At 43.1% G+C, this 18,973-nt stretch carries 14 protein-coding genes and 1 pseudogene; 7 read left to right on the top strand and 8 right to left on the bottom strand.

What is annotated here, in order from left to right; translation table 11 throughout:
* Positions 1 to 549 precede the first annotated feature (549 nt).
* Positions 550 to 807: a hypothetical protein gene (locus J2W69_RS13030; RefSeq protein WP_310279198.1), complete on the bottom strand. Its 258-nt coding sequence runs from the start codon at positions 805 to 807 to the stop codon at positions 550 to 552.
* A gap of 1,594 nt (positions 808 to 2,401) precedes the next feature.
* Entirely contained in the window at positions 2,402 to 2,722 is a 321-nt protein-coding gene (locus tag J2W69_RS13025) for a helix-turn-helix domain-containing protein (RefSeq protein ID WP_310279196.1), read from the bottom strand.
* A gap of 133 nt (positions 2,723 to 2,855) precedes the next feature.
* Between J2W69_RS13025 and J2W69_RS13020 the strand changes: the two genes are divergently transcribed.
* Positions 2,856 to 3,371, top strand: coding sequence for a hypothetical protein (locus J2W69_RS13020; protein ID WP_310279194.1), 516 nt, complete (start codon positions 2,856 to 2,858; stop codon positions 3,369 to 3,371).
* Positions 3,368 to 4,759 carry a DEAD/DEAH box helicase gene (locus J2W69_RS13015; protein WP_310279190.1) on the top strand — a complete coding sequence of 464 codons (1,392 nt, stop codon included), beginning with the start codon at positions 3,368 to 3,370 and terminating at the stop codon, positions 4,757 to 4,759. Before J2W69_RS13020 ends, J2W69_RS13015 begins: the two co-directional genes overlap by 4 nt.
* A 795-nt stretch (positions 4,760 to 5,554) precedes the next feature.
* Here the strand turns inward: J2W69_RS13015 and J2W69_RS13010 are convergent.
* The 5 genes from J2W69_RS13010 to umuD all read right to left on the bottom strand — a co-directional run bounded on the left by J2W69_RS13010 (position 5,555) and on the right by umuD (position 11,636).
* Entirely contained in the window at positions 5,555 to 7,930 is a 2,376-nt protein-coding gene (locus J2W69_RS13010) for a DUF4238 domain-containing protein (protein WP_310279188.1), read from the bottom strand.
* A gap of 323 nt (positions 7,931 to 8,253) precedes the next feature.
* Complete coding sequence (locus J2W69_RS13005; RefSeq protein ID WP_310279186.1) at positions 8,254 to 8,913, bottom strand: hypothetical protein; 660 nt, start codon at positions 8,911 to 8,913, stop codon at positions 8,254 to 8,256.
* A gap of 102 nt (positions 8,914 to 9,015) precedes the next feature.
* The gene (locus J2W69_RS13000; protein ID WP_310279184.1) at positions 9,016 to 9,585 is read right to left on the bottom strand and encodes a hypothetical protein; all 570 of its coding nucleotides are present in this window, start codon (positions 9,583 to 9,585) and stop codon (positions 9,016 to 9,018) included.
* Positions 9,586 to 9,913: 328 nt separating this feature from the next.
* The gene (umuC, locus tag J2W69_RS12995) at positions 9,914 to 11,191 is read right to left on the bottom strand and encodes a translesion error-prone DNA polymerase V subunit UmuC (RefSeq protein ID WP_310279182.1); all 1,278 of its coding nucleotides are present in this window, start codon (positions 11,189 to 11,191) and stop codon (positions 9,914 to 9,916) included.
* Between the two features lies 1 nt (position 11,192).
* Positions 11,193 to 11,636, bottom strand: coding sequence for a translesion error-prone DNA polymerase V autoproteolytic subunit (gene umuD / locus J2W69_RS12990; protein ID WP_310279180.1), 444 nt, complete (start codon positions 11,634 to 11,636; stop codon positions 11,193 to 11,195).
* Between the two features lie 454 nt (positions 11,637 to 12,090).
* Between umuD and J2W69_RS12985 the strand changes: the two genes are divergently transcribed.
* Entirely contained in the window at positions 12,091 to 12,432 is a 342-nt protein-coding gene (locus J2W69_RS12985; RefSeq protein ID WP_310279179.1) for a hypothetical protein, read from the top strand.
* A gap of 603 nt (positions 12,433 to 13,035) precedes the next feature.
* Here J2W69_RS12985 and J2W69_RS12980 read toward each other — a convergent pair.
* Complete coding sequence (locus tag J2W69_RS12980) at positions 13,036 to 14,793, bottom strand: P-loop NTPase fold protein (RefSeq protein WP_310279177.1); 1,758 nt, start codon at positions 14,791 to 14,793, stop codon at positions 13,036 to 13,038.
* 538 nt (positions 14,794 to 15,331) lie between these two features.
* On the opposite strand from J2W69_RS12980, the gene hslR reads away from it, so the two are divergent.
* The 4 genes and pseudogenes from hslR to J2W69_RS12960 all read left to right on the top strand — a co-directional run bounded on the left by hslR (position 15,332) and on the right by J2W69_RS12960 (position 18,962).
* Positions 15,332 to 15,730 carry a ribosome-associated heat shock protein Hsp15 gene (gene hslR, locus J2W69_RS12975; protein ID WP_300996473.1) on the top strand — a complete coding sequence of 133 codons (399 nt, stop codon included), beginning with the start codon at positions 15,332 to 15,334 and terminating at the stop codon, positions 15,728 to 15,730.
* Between the two features lie 282 nt (positions 15,731 to 16,012).
* A pseudogene (locus J2W69_RS12970) lies at positions 16,013 to 16,342 on the top strand (S4 domain-containing protein); the annotation flags it as partial.
* A gap of 16 nt (positions 16,343 to 16,358) precedes the next feature.
* Positions 16,359 to 17,207 carry an Hsp33 family molecular chaperone HslO gene (gene hslO / locus J2W69_RS12965; RefSeq protein WP_233079602.1) on the top strand — a complete coding sequence of 283 codons (849 nt, stop codon included), beginning with the start codon at positions 16,359 to 16,361 and terminating at the stop codon, positions 17,205 to 17,207.
* Between the two features lie 213 nt (positions 17,208 to 17,420).
* Entirely contained in the window at positions 17,421 to 18,962 is a 1,542-nt protein-coding gene (locus J2W69_RS12960; RefSeq protein WP_310279173.1) for a phosphoenolpyruvate carboxykinase, read from the top strand.
* The last annotated feature ends 11 nt before the right edge of the window (positions 18,963 to 18,973 follow it).

The following is an 18,973-nucleotide window of genomic DNA, read 5'->3' as shown; positions in this document are numbered from 1 at the left end:
AGCTGTCTCACGGAGCGCAAAGAGAGAAGCCGTTGAATCTTTACGGATCCTTCCGGAGCGCTCTACGTCGTGGGTCGTTCGCGCTCGGGCTTTACGGTATGCGAGGGTTTTTTAGGACTATATTTTTATAGTTTAAGGTGCCCACTACATATTGGGTTCATTGAACTACAAGTGTTTGAGATGGTACGCATACTTTTAGCATGTCCACATAGCAATTAGACGCAACGCTGACATTCAATTTTGTGAGCTTCCAAATGTCGTTCGCCAAGGTTTATCGAATGTCCGCTTTCAGTGAAAAGCAACGATTCAGCAACATTAGACGCTAATGTCGGCTTTTGGCACAAAGCTGCTATTAGCTAAAACAGCAAGCTGGCTGCAACTGTTGGTAAGAATCAGCTGCAGTTGCATAGTAAATTGAATGCAATCAACCAACGGGGCAAGTTCTACTTCAGGATGAATCACCAATGAAGCGCTTATTAATCAAACGAAACAAAGCCCGGCAATCCCGGGCTCTTTCATCATTTCGCTCTCCAACTAAGCCGGTATTATTCAGGCCGATTGGTCCTTGGCCGAAAGTTGAGGTTGATAACTTCTCTGTCTGTCGACGACGCCAGAAGCGGATGGACCGAAAGAGTGCTGCACTTGGCGTAACTCCTGAAATGGTAACGGCCTTTCTACGGGGCCAGCCATCTGAGCTGCTAATGCGCCTAATACCAGGTAAACAAACAACTTAAGGTAGTCGTATACCATGTGCTGTTTTGGGTAGATGTGCCACCACAGCGGCAGTTGAGAAGTTTTTCTTTGCATATCGTATCCTTAAAAAATTTAAAATAATTTGCTCTACAAAGCTGTGAACCAGCTGCAATGCAGTCTGGCATCACGACAAATTCAAGCGATACCTATGCTACACATCTGAAGGGGCAATATTGTCCAGCGGAAAAATAAAGTTGTTGGCTATTAAGGCTGTTCTACATGTGGAATTTGGAAGACAACTGAATCGATAAATCGACCAGAACACAAAACGTTAACGAAGATAAACCTCAGTAATATCAGGCCTGAAATGCTCAATTTCCTGAGATAGCTTCAAGCTCAGCATTGAATTTTGCCATCAAACACACCTCTGAAATTAGTTGTAAGGACAACTGGCTAATAAATTAGCTCTGCGGCAAAAAGCCTATTCGCCCCTGTTTGGCTTGCACCTGGCTCGGACTGCTCTCGCCATCGAACTAAGTTAGGTTGGCCGAATGGAAAACACGGCCAGTGTTTGATTAACTGTAAGGTCTTTTGACATGTTGAGGGCAGAAGTTAATCGCCCATTTTGTTTAATGCCTCGAAAGGTCAGTAGTCGGATAATACAAACAGGTTTGCACTAATTCAAAAGACGTTTGCATACAACGCTGGTAAATGCGCTTGAATAGCACGTTTTGATCCGGGCGTTTGCTAGCAGCAAAACCAGCTCCGTAAAAAGGGAGGCATTTGCTCTTGATGCCTCTTTACAAGTAAAGAAATAAATTTTAATTTTAGGTAATTTTAATTGGTTTTTTTATCTACTAGTTCAGTTACAGAACACTACAGATTGACCTTATATTGGCTAGAAACGTTTAACTTAAGGAGCCGCTATGCCCTGTAGTTGCTGCAATAAAAAGCTCACAAACGGAATGCTGCACAAATTCGATAGTGTTGCTGGGGATGAATACAAGTCGTGTCCTCACTGTTCAGACACTCATGGTTCCGAACACGTTTATCACGCTTATCCAACACATTTTACGACTACAGAAGCAAGGATTAGCCCCAACAACCCTGATGGCTGGCAAAGCTACTGCAACGAATGCCGTCATCCTATGAATAAAGGTCTTCCGTCGAAGGTTTTTCAGAATGGAAAGCTGTGTAGCTCACTGATAGATTGATGAGCGTTGTCAATTTAACTGTTGAAGTGTGCTTCCTATACCAAGAAATTGGAGCACTCGAAATTGCTTCATAACCTTGGTGATGAATATCCCTTTAAGTAGCTATTCCATTGGATATGGTTGATTTTCAATCTTAAGCCATATCACTTTTATTTGTCGAACCGGGTACTTATAAATATGATTTTCAGTGCATTGAACTCTTTAATCTCAATGTTTGGCGATCTATGGGTACAAATATTTGTGCTCTGTGCCCGAGAGGAGTTAACCTGCAAATTCGACTTAACTTAAAGTACTCCAAAGTTTGTCTCGCTTACATCATGCCGAATGTCCGCTTTCAGTGCAGCCTGTGAAAATGTCGAGATAAGGCTAAAAGCGAGTTTTTACCCAGCCTGAGTGAAAAGCAGCAGTTCGACAACAGCCAGAGAGCTTTCCATTTCTGATGCGAAGCTCCACTCTAGCTACATGGTATTTTCAGCGACGCTGGTAGTACATGTTTACTGGTCGCTTGAATTTTTCTTCTTCAAATCGATAAGTAATTCTGCTTTTTGCAAAGACCCCATCTGGCTGAATAACTTTAATAACTCAGCCTCATCATCACTTTCACAGAAAAAGTAAGCTAAAGGGACATTTAGCTCCTTCGCCATCCGCTTCATTGTTTCCAAGTCAGGCAGGTGCCGGCCTTTTTCATAGTGATTCATGCGGCTGCTCGCTGAGCCCGCTTCAAAACCAATACGCAAGCCCAGCTTAGTCTGACTGATTCCTGCAGCTTTTCTGGCTTGTTTAAGTCGGATGGTAAAAGGGATAAGTTGCGACACTGTTGCATACGGTGAGCTCTGAATACTTAGATTGTCTAAGGAATGCCAAGGGGAGTATACTTAGGAATCCTCAGTATTTCTATGTTCATCTATGTACTCCCATAGGGAGTGCGGTGTTAAGGCAGACATTCTCATGCATACATTGTCGGATCAGCAGTTATCTCCGACGCTCGTCGTTAAATCGCTGCTTGCAAATGGCTTTCCTGAATTTTCCTTTTCGGATTTACTTCAGGAATTCAAACGTCACTTTCCAACACAAAGTACAAAAACTGTCTATCAGTCGCTCTATCGGGTGGTCGACCGTTTTGCAAAAAAAGGCTATCTAGTGAGACAGGATACGCCGGATGGTAACCTTTTTTTTCAGCAAGCTAATGTATTGCGTGACTTGGATGTTGGTATAAGCAAAGTCGTTGAAGATCCTGCGGTTCCAGCCCTGAAAGAACAGTTGCGGGACGAACTGGCCCAAGCCGAACGTGAGCTCTGGGTCAGTAGTAGCGCTGCAGATCAATGCCAACAAAAAATACAGACTTATCCCCAATTGCGTCAAAAGCTCAGCAAAATGCACATGGAGTATAAGGAAAAATCCCTGAGTAAATTGGGTGAGGTTGAAGTACTAAGACGCCTGCTTATTGAGTGCGAACAACCATGAAACTACGTTTCTGGCAGCAGGAATGTATCGAAACTGCATTGAACCAATATGCTAACGGCCACAGGCATTTTCTTTGTTTGGCCACACCTGGTGCCGGCAAGTCATTGATGGCAGCAGGTGTGGCCAAACGATTGTTGGAAGAGAGACAAATTGATTTTATTCTTTGTTTTTCACCATCGTTAACTATTGCTCAAGGCTTGAAGGAGACCTTTGAGTTGCAATTTGCTAGTGGATTTGATGGCAAGCTAGGTGATGTGGGGACATCTCTGACCTATCAAGCAATGCTGAATCTGCCGGAGAAGTTTTGGTTATTGCTGAAGCGGTTCCGGGTATTTGTGGTCTTTGACGAAATTCATCACTGTGCAGGCGATGAAACAGGTTTTAACGCCTGGGGGCAGGTTATTTTGCGCCGTATTCAGGAGCATGCACGATTTACTTTGGCACTGACAGGTACCCCGTGGCGCTCCGACCAATTGCGTATCGCAATGGCGAAATATTCAGATCCTGAGGGCCAAATCTTACTGGATTATCGATATGGCCTACGTCAAGCTATTGGTGATGGAGTGTGTCGGAGTCCGCACATTGTGCTGATTGATAACAATAAAATCACGGTCAAACGTGATTCTGGCTCAGAGCAGTTTCCGTCATTAGCTTGTGCGCTCAATTCTGGCGAAGTACGGTTCCAGCAAATGTTGCTGAACATAGATACACAACGTTTTATGCTCAAACAGGCACTGCTAAAACTTGTAGAACTTAAAAAGGAACAGCCATCAGCTGCCGGATTAGTGGTTGCCGCAAACATCGCACACGCTCACCAGTTGACTCAGTTGCTAAACAATGAATTTCAGCAAAGCTGTGTCGTGGTCACTTACAACGATTCAGCCGCACAGCAAAAAATTGAACATTTCAGAACAAGTTCGACTAGTTGGATTATCAGCGTCGGAATGATAGCCGAGGGCACAGATATACCACGGCTGCGCGTTTGTTGTTTGTTAAGTCTGGCAAGAACCGAGCTATTCTTCAGGCAGGTTCTTGGTCGTGTGCTTCGTTTGCAATCTGATCAATCTAACTATTCAGGCTGGCTCTATTGCCTAGCAGAGCCAGGACTCGTCAAATATGCAGAGCAGTTGGGGCAAGAAATACCGGAGCAGCAAGTGACAACCAGATTGAACATGCTTCAGGTAGTGCCGGGTGAACCATCCAACGGTTCAAATCGCAAGGTACCGTTAGAGCTGCACAGTGAATTTGCAAAGCAACCAGGCGAGCTGTTGCTAGAGGGAGAGTTTATGCCCCAGGCTGCAACTATCAAAACCGCTCCTGGGGAAGAGCTGCTGAGTGTCTGGATGCAAGGTAAGTTTACAGAGCGGGTTCTGGCACTGATTGGTTGACGACTACTTAACAAAGGCTCTGGGAGATATTAAGCCAACTAGTCTTGGTTATTTTTTCTAGACGCAGAATTCTGCACTGAGACAGATCAGAACAGCTCGGGATATTGGTAGAGCAAAGCAGTTTAGCGACTAAGGATTTTCTGTATCAGCTGGACGTGTCGGAAGATATCGAATCGCACCTTAACGGACAACAAACTCTGACATGCGAGCAGTTGCCCCTGATTTATGAAAGATTTCCCATGCTATTTGACCATAGTAAGCAATTTGGGGCGGCTTTATGTGAAATCTGTGAAGTTAGGCGCACCTCACGTTAAAAATAGAAGCATCCAATCAAGGTTCTGCTCGTTAATTACTTTTAGCGTTGTGCTTAATCTTAATGAATAACAATCCTCCGAAAAGAGTGATAGCGCTTAAAGACAACAAAACTATACCTATTGCTTGAATAGACATTGCAGCTTTCCTCTAAAAAACATGAACACAGATTAGCCTGGCAAGACCGTAAATTTGGTACAAATCTGCTCAAGAGGGTACTTTATAGATCTTCGTGATATTTCCCTCAAATTCCATCCCAATTTACCATGGGTTTCACAACAAGCACACCAATGGTTACCGTTTGTACGCCACAAAAATGTTCGCTCCTCGAAAGACCACAAAGAGCAAATAGGCATTGCCGTCGACGTGTAAAGCTTTCAGACTAATAATGGTTAATTAGGCTGTTATCAAGTTGGCAGCAAAGCATTGTTAAACCAAACGCAAGCTGCAGCAAAGTATTCAAGAATATAAGTCTAAGAATGATTAGTCTTTAAGCCCAATAGCGTAGAGTGATCTGACATATTTGTCATATTCGAGGCAGCTAGAGCGAGCGAGTAACCGCTGGACATTGGCATCACTGAATCCGCCTTCAGGACTTACAATCCTCAGGCGAGCCAATTGTAAGGTTTTGGAAACCTGCTCGAGTTGTTTCTTAAAGTCACTGGCTTGACTGGCAATCATTGTCAAATGTTTTGAATTACGATTGTTGTCCAATACAAACTTGTCAGTTGCTTTAAGCAAATGGCGAGCAATAGCAAAAAAACCTTGAGACTTCTGGAATTTATCTAGAAACAATTCATCAATTGGCAGGAGTGTAAGTTGGCTATTAACATCATGCCATGGCCCGAACGGTCCCCCCTTAATTATGCGTTGGGAAGAGAGGAATTCCTGCCATCTGGAACTGCTGTCTGTCACAAGAACAGAGCCGGTCGCTTGCGCAATTAGCAGTGACATTTCATAATTTGGTCCCAATTTGGATATTATGAACTGCCCACCATCTCTGAGCTCTGCTTGTTGCAGCAGTGTCAACGGTGAAGACTCTGCTGCTCTATCTAACTCATCGACCAGTTGATTAGCACCATCTTCAACCATACCAAATTCATCAATCAATAACTGAATTCGTGCTTGTCGTGGTAATAAAGCCGTTGAATTCAACAGGTCTTCAATTGATAGCTTGAAATGTAATCGACGGTCTTGCTCCGTAATTAAATCTCGACTATCTCCCCGGGCACTTGCCATTTCCATCATTGCTCTCATCAGAGGCAAATCAAACTCGCTTGGGTCTGGGATCAAATTAACAAAACCAAGTCCAATATATGGCTCCAACGCAAGCATGAACATAAATTCCTTTAATGCTTGGTATTTGAATTTGGCTGGATTCTCTATTGGGCTAAATTCTGGTCTGATGATGTTAGGGTTAGTTACCGGTGTCTCAATCAGATACTCATCAAACATTGATGCCATAGGTAGCGCATTATTGCCAATTGTTCGTGCATCTAATAGACCCGTATATAAGCCTCTAAACTTGCCATCAGATTTTGGCATTAGCGAGTAAATATCCGTTTCACGAGGCCATAGTACCGCATAGAACTCATAAATCTGCTTAATCTGGTCACTAGCAAGTTTTCGCCGTACGTCTACCCAAGTATTCCCACTATCAAGTCCCAAGACATCACGTATACATTTGCAGAATGCTAATTGACGCTCCCTAATACTGAGAACCTTCCAAGTCGCACGCAATTTTAAAGGCACGTTTTGACAACAAACTTTGTATTTTTTGCCGCTACCACAGCCGCACTTATCGTTGCGACCTAATCGTGTTTCATCAATATCTTTGTTTAAATAATCACTCGGTGGAGTTGTTCTACCAAAGGCATCCTGATAATGGACAGTGCCGTCTTCAAAGTGAGCATACATTTCTCCCCCAAAGTGCACCCCTGCCCTTGGGGGCAATAATACGTGTCTCAATTCAGCCCAATCACACTTAACATCCTTTTCAGGGTAAAGCCAATCAATGTTACCAGCCGCAACTGACTCTTTGGCTCTGCTTTTTATGATGTAGTTGATCTTGGTTACGTCATCGGCTTTTAACTTGCGGCTATTGATAAACTCAATCGTCATAACCATGCTTTGACGAATACGTGTCGCATGAGTTCGCTGCTCTAGTGGATTAGCGTTTTCAGGCTCTCGAGCATATTCGAGGTTTGTCAAAATCAAGCAGCGATTTTTGTCTAGTGGAAATATCGTTTGAGAACCTTTCAGAGCTATGTCAGGGTCATTAGGATAAGCGCAAAACTCAGAATCAGGTGGGCAAGCGTAGTTGTAAATAGTTACTGGGTGATCAGAAACAATGAATTTCACTTCTGAGTCTTCTGCTGAAATTAACTCGCGAACCCCTTCAGACCACATAGTGCAATGCATGGTTCGCAGAGCCTGCATTTCAATCATTAACTTTACCTGACTTAACTCTGGGTACTTGCTTCTGATCCAGTCCAAACCTTTAGGTGTTCGAAGTTTTTGTGCGTCAATGTAAGTGAAGAAAGCCTTAAAACTATGATGCCATAGAGCCTGATCGTCAGACATAAATGCGCGAACAGCGAGAGAACCGTTATCGTCAATTGGGCCAAAAAGTTTTTGCTCAATCTCATCATTAACTAAGGCACCAAAAAACGTTGAATAAAGATGCTCTTTGTAAAATTGTTGTGCAGGTGTATACCATTTTTGAGATTGGATTGTTTTCATTTCGCCGGTAGGCAAACGTATCTCTTTTTTGATTAAGTGACAGAGCTGGTTATCACGCTCACTCACAAAACCTTTTTGATACCATTGAGGAACATAATGATTGTCTTTTGTTGCCATTCCGCCTACTTGATCATAATTCCCTGTTGGGGGCTAAGTTCTAGGTTTAAGTCACTCTAAGTATAACAATTGTAACTACTGTGGTGGGCGTTATTGTGATTACTGCCAAAGTACGCTTTTAATGGAAAGCATAATGTAGTGGTAAACATTTTGGCTAAATTCAATGTGCCGCTACAAGTAGCTCATATCTGATCTTATACAGCTAAGAGATTTCAACCTGACCTTAAAGTCAGTTATGAGCGTGAAGCGGAATTAACGTTTGAGCCCAGGTCGCGGGCCGTAAGGTGCCTCGCCCCTGCAGCGAATTGTTATGTTTCAAAACTCTATAGATTCTCAGTTATGAATCGTTCTACATCGCGGATCATGTCCTCTACGTCCTTCTCGGAGAATTCCTCTGACTTTCCATGAGCCGCGGAATTTCTAACTCCGGCAAGGGCGGTGATTCGCTTCTGCAAAAGCGTACTGTATATACCTGCCTTCGCTAGATCTGCATTCATCTTGTCCAATTTAGCATGCACAATTCCAGCCCGATCACTGAGCTCTCTAAGCGACGTTTCTAGAACTACGCCAGCAACAATGGCAGCTGGGGATTTATACCCAGCATGAAGCAGCGCACGAGCTTGCTCAAGCTCGGAATCGAATACCTCAGCCTGAACGAGCGATCTCGTAGACTTTAGATATCCACCTTCATAGTCTTCTTTTGCCGCTAAGAGGATGGCCTTTAGGCGTTCAAGAGTGCCTAGATTGGTTCCATATAGCCCAACATCTTCGTTCTTTAAGAACTCCTTAACGTGCTCGGAATCTTGACCGCAGGCTTTTGTTAGAAGGCTTCTTGCCTTTACCTTCCACTCCAACAGCGCATTCGGCTCGATCTCAATCTGGTTCTTACCTAGGAACTCGCTATAGGTCGACTTTTTTGACGAAAGAATCAACTCCATCTGCTGATGAATTTCTAAGAATCTCCGCTTGTAGATATCAGCCACAATTCTCTCCATTAAAGATAACGCCCCGCCAAGGGACAAAAACGTGTGCGAAAATACTGAGCGAAGCGAGGCAGCCTACTTTTGTCCCAGCGAACGCTGCGACTACAGCGGTTTGTTAGCACCTGCAGCCTCAAGTGGCTCAATACAAAAGCTATAATTTTTCAATCCACCGGCAAGACCAGCAAATACTAGTTCCAACGCGAAGCGCCAACCGAATTTATCAATGAAATCATTAAAGTTCTGTATAGGAGTTTCAAGTCTTTCAGACTTTGATACTAGCAACTCTTCGTAGCTTGAAACCATTTCTTTGTTTAGTTTAAGTAGCTCTGTTATTCGATCTTGCGTTCCATAATTAGAAAAACCCTTGATGTCGGTTGCATGTGCAAAGTCGTTTCTAATTTTTCTAAGAATATGACAACTTCTACGCACTTCTTGATTTATACAACCAATCCGATATGCCAAGTCAATTTTCGCTGAAAATGAGCTGAAAGGGGCATAACCAATATCAAATAATTCGTCGGTTTTGTCTAATGATGGAAGCAAACGAGCTTTAAGAAGACTCGACAATATCTCTTCAATCATTGATACAGCAACTAATACTGATCCACGATCGCTTTCTTTTTTGACTATTTCCATAAACTCTTTAAAAGTTCGGACCACTGGATCTTCCATTAAATTACCTTACTCTACGATAGGGTGATTAAAAATCCGTTTCCAAAGGCAGTCTGCCCGCAGGTCGGAAATTTTATTGCCTTTTTTCCTGAGTTTAACTCATACCAAGCTAGCGCTGATGTACCTCTATTTCAACAGATTTTTCTGAAATCAGTAAATTTGCGCCCGGCGAAATTTATGCGGGCAGTAAGCTAGTTGTTCTTGAGTTTACTCAAGCTAGACATTTGGGAATTTATCCAACGGCTTGTGTTAGTAAAAGAAGAAATTTTCAGGCATTTACCACAACACCCAATGCCCGCTTTTGGCGCTAAACAATTCAAATTATCAGTTACCTAGCTTTGGGCAGAGCATTCCAGCTAGTGGTAAAAGCAGGCGATAACAGCTCGCGCTTCATCCCCCAAGACTGCTTCGTGCCTTTGCTGGCGAAGTACAGAGAGTTTGGCATTTGCTCGTTGATTTGGTCCATCAGCCCCATCAACGCAGAGTTACCCCGCACTGTGTCGCTGGTAGCGAATAAGTCTTGCTGGCATACGCCATGGGCATAGAAGTCTGAAAGCATGACTCCAGCCTTGGCATACCGAAATCCGTCTTTCCAAATAGCATCTAAAAGCTTACCGGCTACATGCAGAAAATCGCGGGTATCGTCGGATGGGTAGCTTAGTTCTGCGCTTCGGCTATTTGAGTAGTAAGGGTCTAGTTGATGATCACTAAAGGGGCTAGTTCTTAAAAAGACACTGATACGTTTCGCCTGGCATCGCTCTTGCCTTAGTTTTTTGCAGGCCCTATGCACGTATTCAGAGATTGCCTCGTGCATTGCAGCCAGCTCTGTGACTCGCTCGCCAAAAGCTCTTGAGCTGACAATCTCTTTTTTAGTAGGCGGTATGTCTTCAAGCTCGATGCAGGATTCACCATTCAACTCCATCACTGTACGCTCGACCACGACTGAAAATTGCTGGCGTATTAGCTTGGTGGGTGCATCAGCCAAATCCAGTACCGTATGAATACCCATATCTTCCAGCCGCTTAGTAAGCCTGCCACCAATACCCCACACTTCATTGACAGGCAATAAGGCCATCAGCTTGCGTTGACGCTCCTTACTCGTTAAATCCACCACACCACCCGTTTTAGGCCACGACTTAGCGCCATGGTTCGCCAGCTTTGCCAAGGTTTTTGTTGGTGCTATCCCGACACAAACGCTAATGCCAATCCACTGCTGAACACGTTGGCGAATTTGATGGCCAAATTCTGTTAAGTTGACTGCACTGGCTACTCCCGATAAATCCAGAAAAGCTTCGTCTATGCTATACACTTCAACAGCCGGAGCCATTTCCTCTAAAGTACACATCACCCGAGCTGACATATCGGCATAGAGTGCATAGTTGGACGAAAACGCCACAACGTTGTTTTTCTCTAACAGCTCCCTGATTTGAAAAACTGCTACACCCATTTTAACGCCCAGAGCCTTCGCTTCTTTTGAGCGAGCTACGACACAGCCGTCATTGTTCGAAAGCACTACCACTGCACGATTGGCCAAATCAGGCCGGAATAACTTTTCACATGAAGCATAGAAGTTGTTGCAGTCCACCAAAGCAAATACGCGACTCATACTACTGGGCTCGTTTTGTACGGGTCATCTGCCTGACAATGTTGGTGACTACACCGAATAGCGCCAGCTCAGCATCATCAGTAAAGGTGATAGGTCTGTAGGCTTTATTGCGTGGGACCAACTGCACTTCAGGCGTCAATGCCAGCTCTTTCACTGTAAATTCGCCATTCACCTGAGCAATCACAATATCGCCATGCTGCGGTGTGACGGAGCGGTCTACGACCAGAATATCGTCAGGATGAATACCCGCCTCAATCATTGAATCCCCTTCAACCCGAACAAAGTAGGTTGCCGCAGGTCGCTTAATACAAAGCTCGTTTAAGTCCAGCGTTTGCTCTACATAGTCCTGTGCAGGCGAAGGGAAGCCAGCAGGGATTTTGCTCTGGTACAACGGAATACTGTAGTGGGTTGTAGGTTCTGCGAACCCTATAAACTGAATTGTCATAGCACCAAATACTGTATATAAACACAGTTAATGATCGCTGATTTTTACAGAATGTCAATCATGGTTGCTAAGCTTTAGAAAAAGCGAAGGCCGTCAACATTCACTTTGCCACTTCCTGCCAGAAGACAAAGGCTAACACTGACGGCCCACACTCGTTGATATTACTCAGATATTTATTAACTAATCAACGGCACCATCTCAACGTGGATCCATCATGCAGCAAGTAAAATTGGCTGCTTGCGTGTCCTAGCCGGCTTGGTTTTCTTGCGTCTGCTCCTGTAAGGGATGCATATTAATGTGGATTTAGCAGAGGTCTTAATTAGCCTATATCAGAGATTGGTGTAAGCCAGGCATCGAAATAGGTCTCTGGCAATTTTAAGGGGACATCGCCTCTAAATTAGGGAATTTCTGTGCTAGGCTTAATTTCTAAGATGCATAGATCAGGGAGTAGATCATGGAAGCAAACATTGTCTTCCCGCTTTTGCTCACGGCACTCGGTATTGTATTTGGTATATGTTTAAGGCTATCCATTGCGATAGGGCAACTGAAAGCGCATCGATACCTTAAACCACTGAAAACATTTGAACGTTACGCCAGCTACATACTTGCAGCAGCTATCTGTACCGCATTCTATTTCAATGCGCCAATGATTTTTGTTAAGTCCTACAGCTCTGCTGCCCTAGGCAACTATCTAGGTTTGTGGCTGGAGATCTGTATCTGTCTGTGTTTGTGCGTGTCCTCATTTCTTGGGATTAAAGTTGCGGACAAAGTACTTACTACACAAGACTTTGTTTAAAGTATCTTTATGAAAATTAGAGTAAATTAGAAATAGTTCTCTGGCCATAGAAAATCCGGCAAATACTGACGGATTAACTTAGATTCTTTCTCATAGCCGCGAACTTCGAGTTCTCGCAAAAAATGAGGCCATGGAGGAATATTGCTTTTGTAAACGTTGCTGGGAGATGTAGACATTCCACCGCCAGGAGATGCTGAAAGTCCACCATATTGTGACGTCGAAAGCCCACCATACTGAGATGTGGATAATCCCCCGTATTGAGACGTAGATAACCCTCCGTACTGCGAGGTTGATAGTCCTCCGTATTGAGATGTAGACATGCCGCCATATTGAGATGTAGAGAGACCACCGTACTGAGAGGTTGATGCACCTCCATACTGCGACGTGGACATTCCGCCATATTGGGCGGTCGAGAGACCACCACATTGGCTGGTAGACAGGTTTCGGGGCCACGTTCTTAAGTTAGGTATATCGCGCCTACTCATTATCATCTCCTGTTGTTGTGCCTTTCAAGGCTAACGCTAAGCAGCAATAAAACAGCTGGTTAAAATTAGCGAGGAATGAGCAAAAGCTAGCTGTTTTATTGTCCGTTTAAGAAACCTGTTAACTAGCAGCTCCCTGTTTCATAGATATATGTTTTACCATTCTAGAATGTGCTTCAAGTAAAGTACTATGAAGATCAGCCAAACTTGCAACTTTTAATCCTACGCCTAGCTCTTTACGTAAATTATCAACCATTGAAGATATATTTTTTAAAGCTTCTAATTCAGGCTCAAAGAATTCTTCAATATTACTGAAACGATATCTTTCCATAATGAATCTAGTGAAGTGAAATACATCTCCATTAGACCAAGACCGAAGGGCTGCGTCTATCGTCTCTACACTAAGATTATTAAAAATAGGTGTATGCATCATGTTTTGGTAAACGTTATCCTGTACATTAGCCCATGATAAAAGAAAATCTTGAGAGAACTTTGAATTTTTATCTTCTGTCTTTAGCAGATCTAGTTCAGCTTTCTTCAAGTAAAACTTTTTACTTATCTCGCCATTATTAAAACTTATTCGAAATCTATAATTAAATTCATCCTCTGCAGTTGCATTTTTAAACCTACCAACATCTACACAATCGCATAATATCAATAAACTTTCTTCCGTATACTTAGTTGAGTCGATAACTTTATTAATTAACATGTAGAGATACGTATCGCAGATACTGAACCATTCATAAATATCTACATCATTTTCTGATGAGATGAATTTTTCTAACAGTAATACTCCTTCTTGAAATTCACTTTCGGATAATTGATTTTGCACCCAAGGATACTTCATAGCATCAAGTAATGTCCGTCTTATTGGTAAATTAAGCTCTACTTTTATATTATCGAACTTATAAATACCATCACAGCAGTAGCTTATTAACTTTTCATTCGAACCGTAGAAACTACCAGAAAATATTTCATCCAATTTTTTATATTCATTTTTACTCTCTCCCTCGCTTTTATTCATCTGCCTAGTAAGTCTTGTATTAATAGCATCAATGATTTTCTCTTTAGAGAAAGAATACTCAAATTTCGCACAACATATTCGGACTACATCCCCTAAGATTCTTGATAAGGCTTGGTCAAGAACAACATTGTCCACTTTAGATACTTCTTTTTGAATACGTGAAAACTTGGATACAGCTCTTTTTAGGACTCTAATGTTTTTTGAATTTATAGAGGTTATATTTAGAAGAAGTTCGTTAGCTAATTGGTCATTGAGGTTTTCATTCTGCGCTTTAAGAATTGAAACGACCTCCTCATGAGTAAAGCTAAATTTATATTTGTCAGCAAATACTTTTTCAATATCACTTTTACAATTAAGTTTATCTTCATTTGCGACAATGAGTACTTTTATATCTTTTGATTCGGCTAGATTTAAGCTCTCACCTAGAATGTTTTTAATTAACTTTTCATCAGCAACACGCTCTAAATCATCTAAGATCAATACACAATCATCAAGCTCACCATACAATTTATATTTGTATGCTCCAGCCGCTCCACTCAATACAGCACCAATTCCTCTTTCTCCTAAATTTAGGGCTGCACCATCAATGGCTTTAGAGAAGTATTTTGCGAATACAGATGCTTCCTCTTTGTCAGTTAGTGACAATGAGATGATTTTATCTCTAAAGTCATCAATGCTAGAAATTCCATAAAGAGAAAAAAAATAAACTTTTTGATTGAAATGTTTTTCAATCCTTGCTCTTAAATAGTGCTTTATAAAATGTGTTTTACCGCTTCCCCACGCTCCATCGAGCAATACAACCTGCGGAAATGAAGTGTCTTGCAGTAGCTCTATTATTTGATCCGCTTGCTTCACAGTAACCTCGACGCTAACAGTGCTAATTAACATTTGTATATTATGTCGGCACGCTTTTTTCTGGTTTTACCAGATAACCAAGCCGCAATAACTTATTGATAAAAAATAAGAGCAGACAACCACAGCTAACTGCTGCCAAAATCGTATTAGCACATTTTTGCTTATCTCAGGCCTGTTATCTTTAGATTGGCACGCTCTAAGTTTCAAAATTAGAGAGTTTTTCCTTCTTCAGCAACAAATAAATGAGCCTGTTGGTTTGTCCGACGCGTGCCTGTTTTCTGGCGAAAGCAAATAACACTGTTTATTAGCCAAGATGTACAAGCAATGTCGGCTTTTGGCGCATAGCGCCGATCTGTTTGATATTAATCTCTGTGGCGCTTAAAGTTGATAAAGTCGAGTTTAGGAAGGAAAAAAGAGCATCGTTGCCAATTCGTGTATGCAATCACCCCCGCAAGTCAAAATCACTCTAAAAGCCATCATCATGTATAATTAATTCATACTATTGGTAGCAGACCTTGGCATCGCTTTTCGAGGACTTATGAGTAAAGATAATGTTGATTCCGTTCGCTTGGACAGCTGGGTGTGGGCCGCGAGATTCTATAAAACCCGGACTTTGGCAAAAAGCATGATTGAGGGTGGAAAGGTCCAATATAATGGCCAGCGCTGCAAAGCGAGCAGAATGGTTGAAGTTGGCGCGACCATTAGACTCACACAGGGTACTGATGAAAAAACAATCATCGTAAAAGGTTTATCAGACAAACGGCTTGCTGCACCTCTCGCTCAGGCGTTATACGAGGAAACCAGCGAAAGCCAAACTTTACGTTTGGAGCGGGCCGAACTTCGAAAAATGAACAACCTTTTCGCTCCACATCCTGATACCAAGCCTGACAAAAAAATGCGGCGACAATTGTTGTTACTTAAATCGCAGCAATCATAATCGGCTTCAATTTCAGATGTGATCGGTTTTGAGCTTTTTTTGGGCCTTTGGTCTGGAAAATCGCTTTGAGTCCAAGGCATAAAAACGCGAATTTTGTATCCTTGATACTGGAATTTCGACTCAACAACGCTTGAAATAAATGTATTCTTAAAAATGTACCCACTTTTCTCAGTGGATTAGTCGATTAAAGTCAGTATTTGCCTAGCTTTTGGCTTTGCAGGCCTTTAAGTGGATACATAATTTGAAACATATAATTTCTGGGCTTGTCGCTTTTACAAAACCAGAGCACTGGCAAAAGACATGATCGAAGGCGGAAAAGTTCATTATAATGGTCAGCGCTGTAAAGCCAGCAGAACAGTGGAAGTTGGGGCCAGCATTAAACTGACACAAGGTACAGACGAAAGAACTGTGATTGTGATGGCCTTGTCTGAAAAAAGGCTGGCTGCGCCTTTGGCACAAACCCTGTATCAGGAAACAGAAGAAAGTCAGAAGCTGAAACTGGAACGAGCTGAATTGCGTAAAATGAATTTGCTGTTTGCGCCTCATCCGGACACCAAACCTGACAAAAAAATGCGTCGGCAGTTGCTGCTGATTAAATCACAGCAATCCTAGGCCCTAAGGTAATGTTATGAATCAAGATGTTTTAGTACGTTTTTTATTTAATCAACGCGATATGCGCGGCGAAATCGCCTATGTCTCTGACAGTTTGCAACAAATGCTGCAAAACCATGATTATCCTTACCCGGTGAAACAATTACTGGCTGAACTGGTGGTTGCAACCAGTTTACTGACCGCCACCTTAAAGCTCGATGGCGATATAGCTGTGCAGTTGCAAGGGGATGGCCCTGTACGTTTTGCAGCGGTGAATGGCACCGCAGAGCAGGAATTCCGCGGTGTAGCGCGGCTGCAAGCGGAAATTGGCGCCACAGGTTTTCGTGATCTGATAGGTGAAGGTTATATGCTGGTGACTATTACGCCTAAACAAGGCGAACGTTATCAGGGCATTATCCCTTTGACCGGCGACAGTCTGACCGATACCTTAGAAGCTTATTTTGCTCAATCAGAACAACTACCCACTCGTTTATATCTGTTCACTGATCTGACCGAAAATCAGAGCCGCGCTGCAGGTTTGTTGCTACAGGTGTTGCCTGTTGATCCGGAAAAAGCCAAACAGGACTTCAGCGATCTGGTGATAGTAACAGACACCATCACAGCCAATGAATTGCTGAACTTACCTACAGAACAAATGCTGCACCGTTTGTACCATGATGAGGAAGTCGAAGTATTTCCGCATCAGGCTATACGTTTTGTCTGCGGTTGCTCACGTGAAAAATGTGAATCAGCCATCATCAGTCTGGGCAAAACTGCCATTGAAGAGCATATAGCAGAAGGCAAACTGGAGATCAGTTGTGACTACTGCAACAGCACTTATCAGTTTGATAGCGCTGAATTATCCTTATTATTGAATAAGTTCTAGTAAACATCTTGCAGTGGAGCAGAGTGCATCTCTGCCCCACTGTAGCTAAAACACTTCTGTAACCCATCTCGTAACCTTTCATTTTTCCGTGAAATTTCCAACAAAAGCCGTTATTGCTGGATGTTTTGGCCATCCAAATGGAGTACAATCGGGCGGAACCCTATTAAAAACCATAAATTTACTGACCTACGTACCTCAAGGAGTCACCCTACAATGACCTCTACAATCACCCGCCACATTGATTTAACAGTGGCCGATTTAGTTGAACACGCTATTCGTCGCAACGAAGGTGTATTAGCGGATAACGGCGCTTTGGTGGTTAAAACCGGTCACAGAACTGGTCGCTCACCTACTGATCGTTTTATCGTTAAAGAAGCCAGCACAGAGCAGGATATTCAATGGGGCAACGTTAACCGTCCTTTTGATCCTGTGCAGTTTTCTGCGCTTTGGGCTCGTGTCAGCGATTTTATTGCGACCAAAGAACATTTTGTCTCTCACCTTGAAGTAGGTGCGGACCCGGAACACTACATTCCGATGACAGTGACCACTGAAACCGCATGGCAGCATATTTTTGCTAAAAATATGTTTATTACTCCGGCTCAGTGGAACAGATCCGGCAAAGAAACCTGGCAAATTCTGAACGTACCTTCGTTTGAATGTAACCCTGAACGTGACGGCACCAACAGTGACGGTACTGTGATGATCAACTTTGCAGAGCGCAAAGTGTTATTAGCAGGCATGCGTTATGCCGGCGAAATGAAAAAAGCAATGTTCTCAGTACAAAACTTCCTGTTGCCAGCCAAAGGTGTATTACCTATGCACTGCTCGGCCAACGTCGGTGAAGCAGGTGACACCACCTTATTCTTCGGTTTGTCAGGCACTGGTAAAACAACCTTGTCTGCTGACCCTAAACGTTTCCTGATTGGTGATGACGAGCACGGCTGGGCACCAAACTCTGTGTTTAACATCGAAGGCGGTTGCTATGCTAAATGTATAGACTTGTCGAAGAAAAACGAGCCTGTGATTTGGGATGCGATTCGCTTCGGTACTATTCTGGAAAACGTGGTGTTAGATGCCAACCGTACTCCGGATTACAAAGACGCCAGCCTGACCCAAAACAGCCGTGCAGCTTATCCGTTAGCTCATGTGGAAAAACGTGTACTGGAAAACCGTGCCGGTGAACCTAAAGCTGTAGTCTTCCTGACTTGTGATGTCAGTGGTGTTTTACCACCTGTCTCTATACTGTCTGAAGAAGCTGCTGCTTACCATTTCTTAAGTGGTTACACCGCCAAAGTGGGTTCAACCGAGATTGGTTCAACATCTGCTATTGAATCCACTTTCTCTACTTGTTTTGGTGCGCCGTTTTTCCCACGCCCAGCTGGCGTATATGCAGAACTGTTGATCAAACGTGTACGTGAGTTCGGCAGCAAAGTGTATTTAGTTAACACAGGCTGGACTGGTGGTCCACACGGTGTGGGTACACGTTTTGATATCCCAACGACACGCGGCATTATCGACGCCATCGTTTCCGGTGAATTAGCCACTGCTGAAACTGTGCACTTGCCAGAGTTAAATCTGAATGTGCCGTTGAAAGTCACAGGTGTGGACAGCAACTTGCTGAACCCAAGAGACACCTGGGCTGATAAAGCTGCTTATGATGAGTACGCCACTAAACTGGCTACTGAATTTGCCAACAACTTTAAGAAATACGATGTATCTGATGCGATCCGCAACGCAGGTCCAAAAGTAGCTTAATACTTTTATTT

Source organism: Rheinheimera soli, assembly GCF_031457405.1.
GTDB lineage: Bacteria > Pseudomonadota > Gammaproteobacteria > Enterobacterales > Alteromonadaceae > Pararheinheimera > Pararheinheimera soli_A.
This window is presented reverse-complemented; position numbering and strand designations above follow the sequence as displayed.